The following is a 13,987-nucleotide window of genomic DNA, read 5'->3' as shown; positions in this document are numbered from 1 at the left end:
TAGCATGGCCGCCCGCTGACCTGTATCGAGCGCGTCAGCAGGGCCGCTGGCGCGCTCGCAGGGCTTTGGCCTAGAGCAGTTCGAAGCTCTGCTGCTGGACATCCGCCGAGTCGAGGCCGATCTGCACATTGAAGGTGCCCGGCTCGGCCGCGAACTTGAGCTGGGTGTTGTAGAACTTCAGGTCGTTCTCCTCGATGGTGAAGTGAACGGCTTTCGCTTCACCGGCCTTGAGCATGACTTTCTGGAAGTTCTTCAGCTCTTTGATCGGACGAATCATCGAGCCGGTCACGTCCTGGATATACAGCTGCACCACCGTTTCGCCAGCGCGCTTACCGGTGTTTTTCACGATCACACTGGCGTCGAGCTTGCCGGTCTTGCTCAGGGTGGTCGCCGACAGGGCCATGTCCGAGAGACTGAACTGGGTATAGCTCAGGCCGTAGCCGAATGGGTAAAGGGGCCCGGTGGTGTCGTCGAAATACTGCGAGGTGTAGTTGCCCGGCTTGCCCGGGGTAAACGGCCGGCCGATGCTCAGGTGGTTGTAGTAGGTCGGTATTTGTCCAACCGAGCGAGGGAAGCTGATTGGCAGCTTGCCGGATGGGTTGTAGTCGCCGAACAGCACGTCGGCGATGGCGTTGCCGCCCTCGGTGCCGCTGAACCAGGTTTCCAGGATCGCGTCGGCCTGTTCGTGCTCTTCGAGAATCGACAGCGGCCGGCCATTCATCAGCACCAGCACCAGCGGCTTGCCGGTGGCTTTCAGGGCACGGATCAACTCGCGCTGGTTGCCCGGGATATTCAGGTCGGTGCGGCTGGACGACTCGTGGGACATGCCGCGTGATTCGCCAACGGCGGCCACGATCACGTCGGCTTGCTGGGCGGCCTTGACGGCCTCGTCGATCAGCACCTGGGCCGAGCGCGGATCGTCGACCACTTCCGGGGCATCGAAGTTGAGGAAGTTGAGGTAGCCGAGGATTTTCGGGTCGTCCGTGATGTTTGCGCCCCGGGCATAGATCAACGGGTTTTTATCGCCCAGGGCCCGGCTCATACCGTCGAACAGGGTGACCGACTGGGCCGGTACGCCAGCGGCGGCCCAACTGCCCATCATGTCGATAGGCGCCTTGGCCAGGGGGCCGACCAGGGCGATTTTCGCGGCCTTGCGCAGCGGCAGGGTGTCGTTCTGGTTTTTCAACAACACCAGGCTGCGCTTGGCCACATCGCGGGCCTCGGCCCGGTGCAGGCGGCTTTCTGCATTGGTGTCGGCCGGATCGTCCTCGGCCTTGCCGATACGGCGGTACGGGTCCGCGAACAGGCCCATGTCGTACTTGGCGGCGAGTACTTCACGCACGGCATTGTCGATATCGGCCTGCTGGATCTCGCCGGACTTGAGCAACCCCGGCAGTTCCTTGTTGTAGAGCGTGTCGTTCATGCTCATGTCGATGCCGGCCTTGATCGCCAGCTTGGCGGCTTCGCGCCCGTCCTTGGCGACCCCGTGCTTGATCAGCTCGAAGATGGCCCCGTGGTCGCTGACCACCAGGCCCTTGAAGCCCCACTCCTTGCGCAGCAGGTCGTTCATCAGCCAGGTGTTGGCGGTGGCCGGCACGCCGTTGATCGAGTTCAGCGCGACCATGACTCCGCCGGCACCGGCGTCGATGGCGGCGCGGTAGGGCGGCAGGTAGTCCTGGTACATTTTCACCGGGCTCATGTCCACGGTGTTGTAGTCGCGGCCGCCTTCGACCGCACCATACAGGGCGAAGTGCTTGACACTGGCCATGATGCTGTCGGCATTGCTGGGCGCGTCGCCCTGGTAGGCCTTGACCATCACCTTGGCGATGCGCGAGACCAGGTAGGTGTCTTCGCCAAAGCCCTCGGAAGTACGGCCCCAGCGCGGGTCGCGGGAGATATCGACCATGGGCGCGAAGGTGATGTCGAGGCTGTCGGCGCTGGCCTCGCGGGCGGCGATACGGCCACTGCGGCCGATGGCGTCCATGTCCCAGCTCGAGGCCAGGGCCAGGCTGATGGGGAAAATGGTCCGATGGCCGTGGATCACGTCATAGGCGAAGAACATCGGGATCTTCAGGCGGCTGCGCATGGCCGCATCCTGCATCGGCCGGTTCTCGGGACGGGTGATGGAGTTGAAGGTGCCGCCGATATTGCCCGCGGCGATTTCCTTGCGAATCATTTCCCGGGGCATTTCCGGGCCGATACTGATCAGGCGCAACTGGCCGATCTTTTCTTCAAGGGTCATCTGCTTCAGCAGGTTGCTGACAAAGGCGTCCTTGTCGGCGAGAGGGACCTGGGTGGTCGCGGCCAGGATCGGATGACTGGCCAGGCTGACAAGAAGGCCCAGCAAACACAGCTTCTTCATGAATGGTTATCTCGCGGGTCGGCGCAGTCGCTCACGGCAAGCACTGGACGGCCAAAGTTGAGGGAGCGGCTATTGTTGTTCGGGTAAATGCAGCAAACTTCGGAACGGTTTTTCGCGCTGGGAGTCTTTTAGCCGATTGGCCTTATACATTCCAGCGAACGGCGCCGATTATGCCCGAAGTCCTCGGGCTAAAGGATCGCCTTCGCGGTTCAACATGTGCTTTCAGGGAGCATCGCTACTATGCAGGTACACCATGTCTATCGGTCTGGCTGGAAAGTCGCGGCGCTGATGCTGCTGACCTCGCTGCTGGCGGGCTGCGGCATCAACACCATTCCGACCTACGATGAGCAGGTCAAGGCAGCCTGGGCCCAGGTGCAGAACCAGTATCAGCGGCGTGCCGACCTGATCCCCAATCTGGTGGAAACGGTCAAGGGCTATGCCAAGCACGAGCAGGACACCCTGACAGCGGTGATCGAGGCGCGGGCCAAGGCCACGTCGATCCAGGTCGATGCCAAGACCTTGGACAACCCGGAAAAACTCAAGCAGTTCCAGGACGCACAAAACCAGTTGACCGGTGCCCTGAGCCGCCTGATGGTGGTTTCCGAGCGCTATCCGGACCTCAAGGCCAACCAGAACTTCCTGGCCTTGCAGTCGCAACTGGAAGGGACCGAGAACCGCATCAGTGTCGCGCGCCGTGACTATATCCTTGCGGTCGAGCGCTATAACACCGAGATCCGTACCTTTCCTGGCCGCCTGTGGCACAGCCTGATGTACAGCGATCTGCCGGTGCGCCAGACCTTCGAGGCCACCAGCCCTGACGCCGATAAAGCGCCACAAGTGAAATTCTGATTGCCCCGGGCAAGGATGAACGGCTGATGGCTGCATTCAAACGTTGGATTGGCCTGTCGCTGGCAGGCCTGCTGTGGTTGCTGGCGACGACGGTGCCCGCGCAGGCCGAGCTGGTGTTTCCGGCGCTGACCGGACGGGTGGTGGATAACGCCGGGATGCTCTCACCGGTCCAGCGCGAGCAGTTGACGCAGCGCCTCGCGGCCCTGGAGCAGGCCACCAGCGATCAAGTGGTGGTGGTCACCCTGGCGGATCTGCAAGGTACGACCATCGAGGAGTTCGGCTACCAGTTGGGGCGGTACTGGGGCATTGGTCAGCGCGGCAAGAACAACGGCGCGCTGCTGATCGTGGCCAAGGCCGAGCGCAAGCTGCGGATCGAAGTCGGCTACGGGCTGGAGGATCGGCTGACCGATGCCCAGACCTCAGTGATCATCAACCAGGTCATCAGCCCGGCGTTCAGGGCCGGCGATTTTGCCCAGGGCATTATCGATGGCGTGGCGGCGATCCTCCAGGTATTGCAAGGTGAACCCTTGCCCGAGCCGCAGCCGATGGTGGCGGGGGCGGGGCAAAGCCAGGGGGATTTTCTTGCCGAGCATCCGGGCGTATTCCTGACCCTGGTGATTCTCTTTGTGCTGCTGGTCATGGCCTGCAATCTGCTGGGTATCTGTCATGGCGGCGCAGGCGGTGGCGGCGGGTATCGCTCCGGCGGCTTTGGCGGTTCCGGTGGCGGCGGTTTCAGCGGTGGCGGCGGTAGTTTTGGTGGCGGCGGATCGTCCGGCGGCTGGTAAGCGAACACTTAACGAGCATGGAACCCCATGGCATTACTCAGTGAATACGAACAACGCCAGGTCGCCGAAGCGATTGCGCGGGTCGAGCAGCAGACCGACGCCGAACTGGTGACGGTACTGGCGGCGCGTGCCGACGACTATGCCTATATCCCGCTGTTGTGGGCAGCCTTGATGGCGCTGGTGGTCCCGGGGGCGGTGCACTACTTCACTGGCTGGCTGAGCACCCACGGCCTGCTGGTGGTGCAGTGGGGCGGGTTTATCTTGCTGAGCTTGATCCTGCGGATCCCGGCGATCACCACTCACCTGGTCCCGCGCTCGGTCCGGCATTGGCGCGCCTCGAACCTGGCCCGGCGCCAGTTTCTCGAACAGAACCTGCACCACACCGTGGGCGGGACCGGCGTGCTGATCTTTGTCAGCGAAGCGGAGCGCTATGTCGAGATCCTGGTGGACCAGGGCATTTCCAGCCGCCTGGACAACAGCGTCTGGGAGCCCATTATCAAGACGTTCACCGAGCAGGTACGCCAGGGGCGCACGCTGGAAGGGTTTATCGGCTGTATCCAGGCCAGTGGCGAATTGCTCAAAAGCCATGTGCCGTTGACTCATGTGCGCAATGAATTACCCAACCGGCTGGTGCTGTTGGGTTGATGAACCTGCCCGCACGCGATGGGGGCTACTGGATGAGCTTGTGAGCCAACTGAGGGGAGCCAGTCATCTTGGACGGCTCCCAAGGTTTGTGTTGCCCGTCACAGAACTTGAGGTCGGCAGCCAGATTGCTGATGCAAGGTCAAGAAGTGCAAAAATAACACCTAGAAACGAAAGCCGACACAAAAATAGGACGTGTACCGTCATGACTAATAAGGTTGCAGTGTTTGAAGGAGAGCACAGTCATGGCGTCAATAGTGTTTGAGGGAAGTTGGTACGATAGAAGCATTAGCGATGCTGAGTTTGCAGCCATCAAAGATGCCAAGGACATCCGCGATGTGACGAGTGTCTGGGGGCGTATTCAGGACTGGTTCTGCGGCACGCGCAAAGAAGAAGCCAAACAGGCCTTGTTCATTTTCTTGAACGAAGAGCGTGAAGGTAGTGAGCGATTGGCCGCTTTTAATATGCTGTACAAACAGGTTGCGGGTCCCTATAAAGATAATTTTGACTGTAAGATTCTTGAGGGGAGTCAGCTTGCGGTTTCGATAACCTGCGGGAGTGAAGCGTTTACGTTGGAGCAGCCTTTTCAGGGTGAACTGTTCATTGAGCGTAATGCTATTGTGAAGAAGATAGATGAGGGGCTTACCAATGATCTTGCTAAAGGTGAAACCCCTGATGAACAATTCAAGAAAGATGTCCCCCGGCAGACTTGCTCCTTTTGTGGTGATGGCTATGATCTTAGCTATAAAGTGAATGATGGAAAAGTTAATAAGCTTGAGGAGGTAGGGCGTTTTTTAAATGGCTGTAAAAGTGCGTACCAAAAAAATATCTTGCAAATACTAGTCAGTCAGTCTGGAATCGCTGAATTGCTAGATTATAAGGTAAAGAAGGATAAGGAGGATAATAAAGCTAAGAACGTTCCCCCCGACGGGTCTGGTCGACTTTATAATATGGATGTCCGTAAACTACCCTCTGGTGATATGCGGGTTGATATTGTATTTGAGAATTCGTTAACTTCTGAGCTCCTACGCATAGACCAGGAGGCGAAGGCACAGGGGGAAGAGTTTCTGAGGGGGGAATATTACAAATCCGTCCAAGTCGAAGCATCTTTCGTCATCGGCTCCGAGCATACCGTTTGTCTTAATGCCGAATACTCATTTATGGACATGGAGTAGGCACTTGCCATCTAGAGCGAAGGTTTTCGCTGGGCTGAGCGGGAGATCGGGCAATGCTCGCAAAACTCACGATCATGAAGCCACTCAGGTTACCGAGCCGCATGGCGGGGAGCGCGCAAAGTCGGGCATTGCAAGTACGGGCCAAAGTTGGGCATGCGGTCGGGGGGGGGGCTTCACGCCCCGGCCGGGTTATGTGAAGGCGTGCTCACTTAACGGTGTGCTAGGCAGGCAAAACGGTTTGGGGGCAAAATAACTCCGTGCCCCCACGGCCCATCCCCCCTAAAATACCGATCACTCCCCCGATTCGACTTCCGCACGCCGAGGCTTTTTGTTCATGTCCGTTTCTGCTCCCAGCGCCCAGCCCGTGCCGGATCATCACGCGCAATTTCTCGACCTGCTGGACACCAGCCTGGCCCAGGATGCCTTTATCAAGCTGGTTCTGGCCAAGCCGGTCGGCAATGACGGCGACCTGCAACGTCTGATTATCAAGCCGGTTACGGTCAAGGACCTGGCGCACTTGTCGTTCGTGTACCGCTACAAGACTCGCGATATCACTAAGAACCTGCCGCTGCCCGAGGCCCAGGCGCTGATCGCCGAGCTTTTGCCGACGTCCTTCAAGAACGCCCACCTGCTGACGCTGACCGACGAAGTCCAGCTCGAGTACAGCAAGAAGGGCAAGAGCAGTCTGTTCAAGGGCAAAGCCCAGCAAACCCGTGAGGCGCCGTCGGCGGAACACAACCGCGAGAAAAATCGCTTCCTGGAACTGAGCCGTCCGTTTCTCGCCGACCTGGGCGTAACCAATCGTCAGCACGAGCTGATCCCGGCGATGTCGCGCAAATGGAAGCAGATCAATAAATTTATCGAGGTGTTCTCCCACGCCCTCGGCACTTCCTCGCTCAAGCTCGACCAGCCGATTCGCGTAGCGGACTTCGGTTCCGGCAAGGGCTATCTGACCTTCGCCATCCACGACTACCTGTGCCATACCCTCCAGGTCGAAGGCCGGGTGACCGGGGTGGAGCTGCGTGAGGACATGGTCACCCTGTGCAACGCTGCCGTCGCGCGCCTGGAGCATCCGGGGCTGGTGTTCCAGCAGGGTGACGTGCGCAGCGTGGCGCCGAGCGAGCTGGATGTGATGATCGCGCTGCACGCCTGCGATATCGCCACCGACTATGCGATCCATATGGGCATCCGCTCGGGCGCCGCGATCATCATGTGCTCGCCATGCTGCCACAAGCAGATTCGCCAGCAGATCCAGAGCCCGGCACTGCTCAAGCCGATGCTGCAATACGGCTTGCACCTGGGCCAGCAGGCGGAAATGGTCACCGACAGCCTGCGCGCGTTGTTCCTCGAGGCCTGCGGTTATGAAACCAAGGTCTTTGAATTTATCTCCCTGGAACACACCAACAAGAACAAGATGATTCTCGCGGTGAAACGCCCGGGAGCAGTAGACCCGGCGCCGCTGCTGGCGCGGATCGCCGAGCTGAAGGCGTTCTACGCCATCGAGGAACACTGCCTGGAAACCCTGCTGCGTGCCGACGGTTACCTGGGCTGAGCCTCTGGCCGTACATCGACACGGCCAGATTCGCGGCCATAAAAAAACCGGAGCCCGCTCCGGTTTTTTTACGCCTGACGCAACGAGGGCCTAGAAGTAGCGGGTGATGCTGACCTTGGCATTGCGACCCTGGCTGTAGGCGTTGTCGCCGCTCAGTGCCGGGCGATAGTCGCGGTTGAACATGTTATCCAGCGTGAAATTGACCTCGGTGCCCTTGAGGTACTGTTGGTGCGGCTTCCAGCTGGCGAACAGGCCCTGGACGTTGTAGCGGTCGTTGGCGTACTGGCTGTAGGAGGTGTCGCCGAGCACACTGCCGTAGCCTTTTGGATAGGAACTGGCCGGGGTGCGGTCGGTCTTGCGTGCCCATTGGCCCTGCCAGCCGATCTTCAGGTCCAGGCTCGGAATCTTCACGCCCAGTACCGAGTTCCAGGTGGCGGGCTGGATATCCCGCGCCCAGACATTCGGGCCCCAGGGGTTGGAGTAGGCGCCTTCATGCTTGCCGGTCATCCACGAATACGACAGCGAACCGAACAGGTAGGTCGAGTCGTAGAAGCTTTCGACTTCGAAACCCTTGATCGTCAGGTCACCGATATTGCGGTACATGGAAATCGGCGAGTTGGGCGCCAGTGCGGTACAGGTGGCGAACTTGCCGTCGCCCTGCAATTGCTCCAGGCAGCCAATGCCGACGTTCTTGAAGATCTCGTCCTTGATCTTGTTCTGGTACACGGTGGTGCGGATCAGCGCACTGTCGGTGTCGGTAAAGATATTCGAGAAGTTGTTGATGGTGCCGCCGCGCAGCGCGGTGATGCGTTCCGGGTCGAGGTTGCGACTGGTGCCCGAACGCGAGGAACCGGGGCCCTGGACTTCATACTGCTCGTCGATCACCGGGGCGCGCCAGGTCTGGCTGTAGTCGGCGAACAGGGCCATGGACGGGGTGAGTTTCCAGAAGGCTGCCAGGCGCGGCGACCAGCCCGAATAGGCCTTGTCACTGTAGTCGTGACCGTCCTTGGGGTCGGGACTGTTGTAGTTGGGCGCATCGTTTTTTTCGCCGCGGTTAAGCACGTGGTCGTAGCGCAGCGACGGCGTCAGGGTGAAGTCGCCCAGCGTCACCGCATCCTGGATATAGAAGCTGTTGGTGTCGGTTTTGCCATGGGGCATAAACCCGGGTTGGAAGACGCCATTGTTGAAGGCCGGCGTTTGGTAGCGCGCTTCCGGCAGCCACATTTCCACTTCGCGGGCATGTTTGCGCAATTGCACGCCGCTGGTCACCACATGCTCCAGCGGGCCGCTGTCGAAGCGGCTGATATTGCGTACTTCCAGAATCCGGTCCTTGTAGCCGGTGGTGTTTTCCTTGCCGCCGCTGGCCAGTTGGAAGAAGTAGTCGCGGGTGTCGGTCTGGACGGTATTGGATTCCGAGTAGGTGACCTTCAGGTCAACCAGGGGGTTGTCGATGGGCTGGTACTGATACTTGACCGACCAGGTGCTATCGATCGTTTCGCGTTGCGCCAGCAGGCGGCGTGAAGCCATCCAGTACCCATATTGGTTGATCGCCGAGGCCAGCGGCGGCGTTGGGTAGCTCACCGCCGAAAACGGCGCCCAGAGATTGTTTTGCGAACGCGAGTACGAGCCGCCGATGCGGTGCTCGTCGTTGACCTGCCAGTTCACTTTGAACAGCTGGGCATCCATGTCCTGGGCAGTATTGGGCCGGCGCTTGGTATTGATCGGGTAGCGGCGGTTCGGGTCGGGAATAGAGCTGGCCAACTTCATATCGTCGCCATCGCGCTTGGTGTAGTAGACCAGCGCATCGGCCCGGCCGTCGTCGCTGCGTCCGTACACCGCACCGGTGTAGGACTGCTGGTGATCGTTGCTGCTGTAGCCGTACTTGAGCATGGCGCCGCTGTTACGTCCGTCTTCGAGCAGGTCCGGGGCGTCCTTGGTTTCCATGTGCACGATACCGCCGAAGCCGCCGTTACCATTGAACGGCGAGTGCGGGCCTTTCTCGACCTCAATGCTTTTGATCAGCTCCGGCTCGATGAAAATCGTGCCTTGCTGGTAGCGCTCGAAGCCGCTTTTGGTCGCCCCATCGACGGTCATCGGCACGTCTTCGGCTTCGCCCAGGCCCCAGATATTGATCTTCTGGCCGCCGGGTTTCAGTGACCCGCCAAGGGCGACGCCAGGCAGCGTGGCGATCAGGCTAGGGATGTTGTTGGCCTGGTGCCGATTGATTTCGGCCTGGTTGAGGGTCGAACGACCGACGTTGCTGGAGTCAACTTCCTGGCCGTCACCGACCACGCTCAGGGCCCCTAGCTGGAGTGCGCCACTGGAGGTGGTATGGGTTTCGGCGGGGCGCACGATGTAGGTGTTGTCGACCTTGACCAGGCTGAACTCGCTGGTGCCCAGAGCTTGGCGAATGGCCTCTTCCGGACTGAACTCGCCATTGAGCGCGGGGGCGCGCAAGTTGCCTAGCAAGGCTTCGTCGAACAACAACTGGATCTTGGCTTGCTGGGCAATCTGGCTCAGCGAGGTGGCGAGCGGTTGCGCCGGCAGGTGCAGGTTGAACGACTGAGCCTGGGCCTGCAGGCTGAGTGCCAGGCAGGCAGCAATCAGCGTTGGGCGGGAACAGGCAGGCAGGAAGCGGCAAGACGCATGGAACATTGAATCCCCCAGTACGGCCAAAAGGGCCAAAAGACTGCGTGCAGAGCACGAACGGGGAAGAAGACGCCTAGCCTGGAAAAATCCTCATATGCGAATGAAAAATATTCTCAAAAAATCAGTTACGGTTTTCGATCCGTACGCTGCCATCGGCCTGGGCCACGGTTTTGACCGGCAACAGGGCGGGCAGGGCCTTGATCAGCGCATCGGGATCGTTGATATCCAGGCTGCCGGAGACTTTGTAGCGGGTCAGTGGACCGTCGCCCAACAGGACCGAACCGGGGCGGTACAGCTCCAGCTCGTCGATCAGGCTGGCCAGCTCGCGGTTACGAAACGAGAGATGGCCGCTACGCCAGTCGGCGACCTCCTCGGGGTTCACTGTCTGCTGGCGCAGAGTGCCCCGGGCGTAGTCCCAGGTGGCGCGCTGGCTGGCGCCGAGCATCTGCGCGCTGTCCTTGCGCCGATCCGTCGCGAAGGCTACCTGGCCATGGGCGACGCTGACCACCAGTTGCCGCGCGCCTCGGCGTACGTCGAAGGCAGTACCGACGACACGCACGGTCGCTTCGCCGGCCTGCACCAGGAGCGGGCGTTCCTTGTCTGGCGCAACCTCCAGATAGAGCTGGCCCTGGTCCAGGTAAACGGTACGCTGCTGGCGGTCAAAATCAATGCGCAGGCGCGTATTGGCATTGACGAACAAGCGGCTGCCGTCGGGCAGGTCGAATTGTCGGCTGCCTTTGGTCTGGGCCTGGATGTGTTGCTGGTAGAGCTCGCCGGGTGGCCCCAGGTTGAAGGCCAGCACGGCGCAGACCAGCGCCGCCGCCACCGCCAGGGCGGGGCGCAGCCATTGGCTCGGGCGCTGGCGCGCGGGCAGGGCGGTCGGGTGGTTCAATTGCTTGAGGGCATTGAGGTCAGCCCATAGTTCTTCGAATTCAGCATAGGCGCGGGCGTGGGCCGGCTCGGCCAGCCAGGTGGCAAAGGCCTTGCGCGTGGCGCTGTTCTGATGGTTGCGATTGCGGGCGAACCAGTGGGCTGCCTGGGCCTCGATGCCATCGGGATCGAGGTCGGAAAAACGGGTCATTCTGGCTGCTCCTTGCCGTTCAAACGCTGTAGTCGCTGCTTGCAATGCAGTAGGGCAAAGGCAATGTGCTTTTCCACCATGCTGACGGAAACCCCCATCCGTTCGGCAATCTGCGCCTGACTCAGGCCTTCGAAGCGATGCAGCATAAGGGCTTCGCGCCGCTTGGGCGAGAGTTCGGCAAGCACTGCCTTGAGTTGTTGCAGATGCTGCAGGCGTTGAGCGGCTTCCAGGGGCTCGTTTTTTTCGTCGCTGTGCTCGACGTCGACGTTTTCATGCTGCTCGACGTTGACCGTCTGGCGGACCTTTTGCCGACGCCAGTGATCGCGCAGCAGGTTGCGGGCCATCTGGAACAGATAGGCCCGCGGTTGCTCGATCAGGCTGTGATCGCGGTGGTCGAGCCACTGGGTGAAGACATCCTGGGCCATATCCGCCGCATCGCTGGGGTTGTCCGTGCGTTTGCGCAGGAAATGCAGGATTTCCCCGTAGAACCCGCGATAGGTTTCGGTCGCCAGCGGGTCGGGCTTGGAGCGGGACATGGTGATCCTTCATCGAGCGGCGGGTGGCAGAAAGGTTGCGAATGATATCGAGAACTATTGCTATTTGTCTTGAGAAGTTTTTTGCGTGACACACATTCTTGAGAATGGGTTCACTGTGCCGCTGGAGAATTGCCGCTCAGCAGCTTTACTTGCAGGTTCGTATGGAACCTTCGAGGGAGCGCGATCATGTCGGGATGGTATCAACTGAGTCAGGGCAGCACGGGTAAGTGGCGTTTCGTGCTCAAGGCGGCCAATGGTGAACCGATTCTGGCGAGCGAGCATTACAACTCGCGCGCGGCGGCGGAAAAGGGGATCGCCTCGGTCCAGGTCAATAGCCCGAAAGACGAGCGCTACGAGAAAAAAGTCGCCAAGGACGGCAAGCCTTATTTCAATCTCAAGGCGGCCAATCACGAAATCATCGGCACCAGCGAGCAGTACTCCTCCGAAGCCGCCCGTGACAAGGGTATCGCCAGCGTCAAAGCCAATGGGCCGAGTACCGTTATCAAGGAGTAACCCCGGCCCCATGCAGCCATGAAAAAGCCCGAACGGTGGGCGCCGTTCGGGCTTTTTCATGGCGGGTCGCCGATCAGTGCAGTCGCTCCAGCAGGCCCTGCAACTGGGCACGGCTCGCCTCGGCCAGGGGGAAGACCGGCAGGCGCGGGTCGCCCGCTTCCAGGCCGTTCATGCGCAAACCGGCCTTGATGGTGGCCGGCAGGCCGCCCTTAAGGATGAACTCCAGCAGCGGCAACTGGCGGTAGAACAGCGCCCGTGCACTCTGCAGATCATTGGCCAGGACCGCGTGGTACAACTCGATATTGAGCTGGGCGATCAGGTTCGGGGCTGCGGTGCACCAGCCTTTGGCACCGGCCGCGAAGGCTTCCAGGGCCAGTGGGTTGCAGCCGTTGTAGAAGGGCACCCGGCCTTCGCCGAGCTGGTGCAGGCGGTGCATGCGCTGGATATCGCCGGTGCTTTCCTTGACCAGGCTGACGTTGTCGACCTCGTTGAAGATCCGCAGGATCAGTTCCACCGACATATCCGTGCCGCTGGTGGCCGGGTTGTTGTAGAGCATGATCGGCAGGTCGATGCTCAAGCCAATGGCGCGGTAGTGGGCGAGGATTTCGGCCTCGCTGAGTTTCCAGTAGGACGTGGGCAGCACCATCACCACGTCTGCACCGTGGGCCTGGGCAAAGCGCGCGCGGCGAATGGCCTTGGCGGTGGTCAGGTCGGACACGCTGACGATGGTCGGCACCCGCTGGGCGACGTGGGCGATGCTGAATTCGGCGACCTGGTTCCATTCCTCGTCACTGAGGTAGGCCCCTTCGCCAGTGCTGCCCAGGGGCGCGATGGCGTGGACGCCGCCATCGATCATGTGGTCGATGGACCATCCCAGCGCGTCAAGGTCCAGGCCTTCGCCGTGTGTGCCGAAGGGGGTAATGGTGTAGCCGATGATGCCGTGGATGTTCGGGGTGCTCATGGTGAGGCTCCAGTCGGGCGGGCGAAGGGTCAGTTCAGGCAATCGGCGTGTTGGCGCAGATTCTGGCGAACGTAATAGTTGAACGCCGCGACATGGCGCTTGGGCTTGCTGATCCAGTCATGGGCTTCACGGCCCAGCTCCGGGCGGATCGGCTGGATGTTACCCGCCGACATGGCCAGCAATTGCAGCTTGGCGGCCCGTTCGATCAGTTGGGCAATCACGCACGCCTCCTCGATGCTGGCGCCAGTGGAGAGCTGGCCGTGGTGCGACAGCAGGATCGCGCGCTGGTCGCCCAGGGCCTCGGCGATGATCTCGCCTTCTTCGTTGCCGACCGGAACCCCTGGCCAGGGCTTGAGAAAGCCACAGTCCTCGTAAAGCGGGCAGAGGTCCATATGGGAAATCTGCAACGGCACTTCCAGCATCGACAAAGCGGCCACGTGGGTGGGATGGGTGTGAATGATGCAGTTCACATCCGGCCGTGCGCGATAGACCCAAGTGTGAAAGCGGTTGGCCGGGTTGGGCATGCCGTGCCCTTCGAGGACCTCCAGGTCTTCGTTGACCAGCAGCAGGTTACTGGCGCTGATTTCGTCAAAGCCCAGGCCCAGTTGCTGGGTGTAATAGGTGCCGGGTTGGGGCCCGCGGGCGGTGATCTGGCCGGCGAGGCCCGAGTCATGGCCGTTTTCGAACAGAATGCGGCAGGTCAGGGCCAGCTTTTGTCGGTCGGTCCACGTATTATCCGCCAGCGCCGTTTGCATACTGGCAAGTGCTTGCTGGATCAGTTGGTCCTTGGGGAGTGCTAATGTCTTGGCCATATCGGGAGTCCTGTGCAGTCATCGATGGGACGTCGGATTTGCCACCCCCGCCGCTCGCAAGGTCGTTGGG

The 13,987-nt window shown here is 60.6% G+C and carries 12 protein-coding genes; 6 read left to right on the top strand and 6 right to left on the bottom strand.

Features of this window, described 5'->3' with window-relative positions:
- Positions 1-70 precede the first annotated feature (70 nt).
- A complete protein-coding gene (gene bglX / locus NPS46_RS02920) occupies positions 71-2,362 on the bottom strand; it encodes a beta-glucosidase BglX (RefSeq protein WP_274104887.1) in 2,292 nt (763 codons plus the stop codon).
- A 240-nt stretch (positions 2,363-2,602) separates the two neighbouring features.
- Between bglX and NPS46_RS02915 the strand changes: the two genes are divergently transcribed.
- The 5 genes from NPS46_RS02915 to NPS46_RS02895 all read left to right on the top strand — a co-directional run bounded on the left by NPS46_RS02915 (position 2,603) and on the right by NPS46_RS02895 (position 7,365).
- Positions 2,603-3,211, top strand: a complete 609-nt coding sequence (locus tag NPS46_RS02915) for a LemA family protein (RefSeq protein WP_274104886.1) — start codon at positions 2,603-2,605, stop codon at positions 3,209-3,211.
- Between the two features lie 26 nt (positions 3,212-3,237).
- Positions 3,238-3,996 carry a TPM domain-containing protein gene (locus NPS46_RS02910; RefSeq protein WP_274104885.1) on the top strand — a complete coding sequence of 253 codons (759 nt, stop codon included), beginning with the start codon at positions 3,238-3,240 and terminating at the stop codon, positions 3,994-3,996.
- Positions 3,997-4,023: 27 nt separating this feature from the next.
- Entirely contained in the window at positions 4,024-4,641 is a 618-nt protein-coding gene (locus NPS46_RS02905; RefSeq protein ID WP_274104884.1) for a TPM domain-containing protein, read from the top strand.
- A gap of 242 nt (positions 4,642-4,883) precedes the next feature.
- Positions 4,884-5,813 (top strand): hypothetical protein, encoded by a 930-nt coding sequence (locus tag NPS46_RS02900; RefSeq protein WP_274104883.1) that lies wholly within the window; start codon positions 4,884-4,886, stop codon positions 5,811-5,813.
- Between the two features lie 334 nt (positions 5,814-6,147).
- The gene (locus tag NPS46_RS02895; RefSeq protein ID WP_274104882.1) at positions 6,148-7,365 is read left to right on the top strand and encodes a class I SAM-dependent methyltransferase; all 1,218 of its coding nucleotides are present in this window, start codon (positions 6,148-6,150) and stop codon (positions 7,363-7,365) included.
- Between the two features lie 90 nt (positions 7,366-7,455).
- Here the strand turns inward: NPS46_RS02895 and NPS46_RS02890 are convergent, their stop codons facing one another.
- From NPS46_RS02890 to NPS46_RS02880, 3 genes are all read right to left on the bottom strand, one after another.
- Positions 7,456-10,020, bottom strand: coding sequence for a TonB-dependent receptor (locus tag NPS46_RS02890; RefSeq protein ID WP_274104881.1), 2,565 nt, complete (start codon positions 10,018-10,020; stop codon positions 7,456-7,458).
- Between the two features lie 115 nt (positions 10,021-10,135).
- Complete coding sequence (locus NPS46_RS02885) at positions 10,136-11,095, bottom strand: FecR family protein (protein WP_274104880.1); 960 nt, start codon at positions 11,093-11,095, stop codon at positions 10,136-10,138.
- On the bottom strand, positions 11,092-11,631 hold the full coding sequence (locus tag NPS46_RS02880; RefSeq protein ID WP_274104879.1) for an RNA polymerase sigma factor: 540 nt from the start codon (positions 11,629-11,631) through the stop codon (positions 11,092-11,094). The genes NPS46_RS02885 and NPS46_RS02880 overlap by 4 nt, the downstream gene beginning before the upstream one ends.
- 186 nt (positions 11,632-11,817) lie before the next feature.
- Between NPS46_RS02880 and NPS46_RS02875 the strand changes: the two genes are divergently transcribed.
- Entirely contained in the window at positions 11,818-12,144 is a 327-nt protein-coding gene (locus tag NPS46_RS02875; protein ID WP_274104878.1) for a YegP family protein, read from the top strand.
- A 73-nt stretch (positions 12,145-12,217) separates the two neighbouring features.
- Here NPS46_RS02875 and NPS46_RS02870 read toward each other — a convergent pair whose 3' ends face one another.
- Together NPS46_RS02870 and NPS46_RS02865 are read right to left on the bottom strand one after the other, a co-directional pair.
- Positions 12,218-13,105: a dihydrodipicolinate synthase family protein gene (locus tag NPS46_RS02870; protein WP_274104877.1), complete on the bottom strand. Its 888-nt coding sequence runs from the start codon at positions 13,103-13,105 to the stop codon at positions 12,218-12,220.
- 29 nt (positions 13,106-13,134) lie between these two features.
- Entirely contained in the window at positions 13,135-13,917 is a 783-nt protein-coding gene (locus NPS46_RS02865) for an aldolase (RefSeq protein WP_274104876.1), read from the bottom strand.
- Positions 13,918-13,987: the final 70 nt, after the last annotated feature.

Origin of the sequence: Pseudomonas putida (assembly GCF_028682395.1) — a bacterium.
In the GTDB taxonomy this organism is placed as follows: Bacteria; Pseudomonadota; Gammaproteobacteria; order Pseudomonadales; family Pseudomonadaceae; genus Aquipseudomonas; species Aquipseudomonas putida_AB.
The sequence above is the reverse complement of the archived record's forward strand: the minus strand, read 5'-3'. Positions and strand labels throughout refer to the sequence as shown.

Coding starts and splice junctions, on each gene's coding strand:
- bglX (WP_274104887.1), bottom strand. CDS start 2,362: ATGAAGAAGCTGTGTTTGCTGGGCCTTCTTGTCAGCCTGGCCAGTCAT.
- NPS46_RS02915 (WP_274104886.1), top strand. CDS start 2,603: ATGCAGGTACACCATGTCTATCGGTCTGGCTGGAAAGTCGCGGCGCTG.
- NPS46_RS02910 (WP_274104885.1), top strand. CDS start 3,238: ATGGCTGCATTCAAACGTTGGATTGGCCTGTCGCTGGCAGGCCTGCTG.
- NPS46_RS02905 (WP_274104884.1), top strand. CDS start 4,024: ATGGCATTACTCAGTGAATACGAACAACGCCAGGTCGCCGAAGCGATT.
- NPS46_RS02900 (WP_274104883.1), top strand. CDS start 4,884: ATGGCGTCAATAGTGTTTGAGGGAAGTTGGTACGATAGAAGCATTAGC.
- NPS46_RS02895 (WP_274104882.1), top strand. CDS start 6,148: ATGTCCGTTTCTGCTCCCAGCGCCCAGCCCGTGCCGGATCATCACGCG.
- NPS46_RS02890 (WP_274104881.1), bottom strand. CDS start 10,020: ATGTTCCATGCGTCTTGCCGCTTCCTGCCTGCCTGTTCCCGCCCAACG.
- NPS46_RS02885 (WP_274104880.1), bottom strand. CDS start 11,095: ATGACCCGTTTTTCCGACCTCGATCCCGATGGCATCGAGGCCCAGGCA.
- NPS46_RS02880 (WP_274104879.1), bottom strand. CDS start 11,631: ATGTCCCGCTCCAAGCCCGACCCGCTGGCGACCGAAACCTATCGCGGG.
- NPS46_RS02875 (WP_274104878.1), top strand. CDS start 11,818: ATGTCGGGATGGTATCAACTGAGTCAGGGCAGCACGGGTAAGTGGCGT.
- NPS46_RS02870 (WP_274104877.1), bottom strand. CDS start 13,105: ATGAGCACCCCGAACATCCACGGCATCATCGGCTACACCATTACCCCC.
- NPS46_RS02865 (WP_274104876.1), bottom strand. CDS start 13,917: ATGGCCAAGACATTAGCACTCCCCAAGGACCAACTGATCCAGCAAGCA.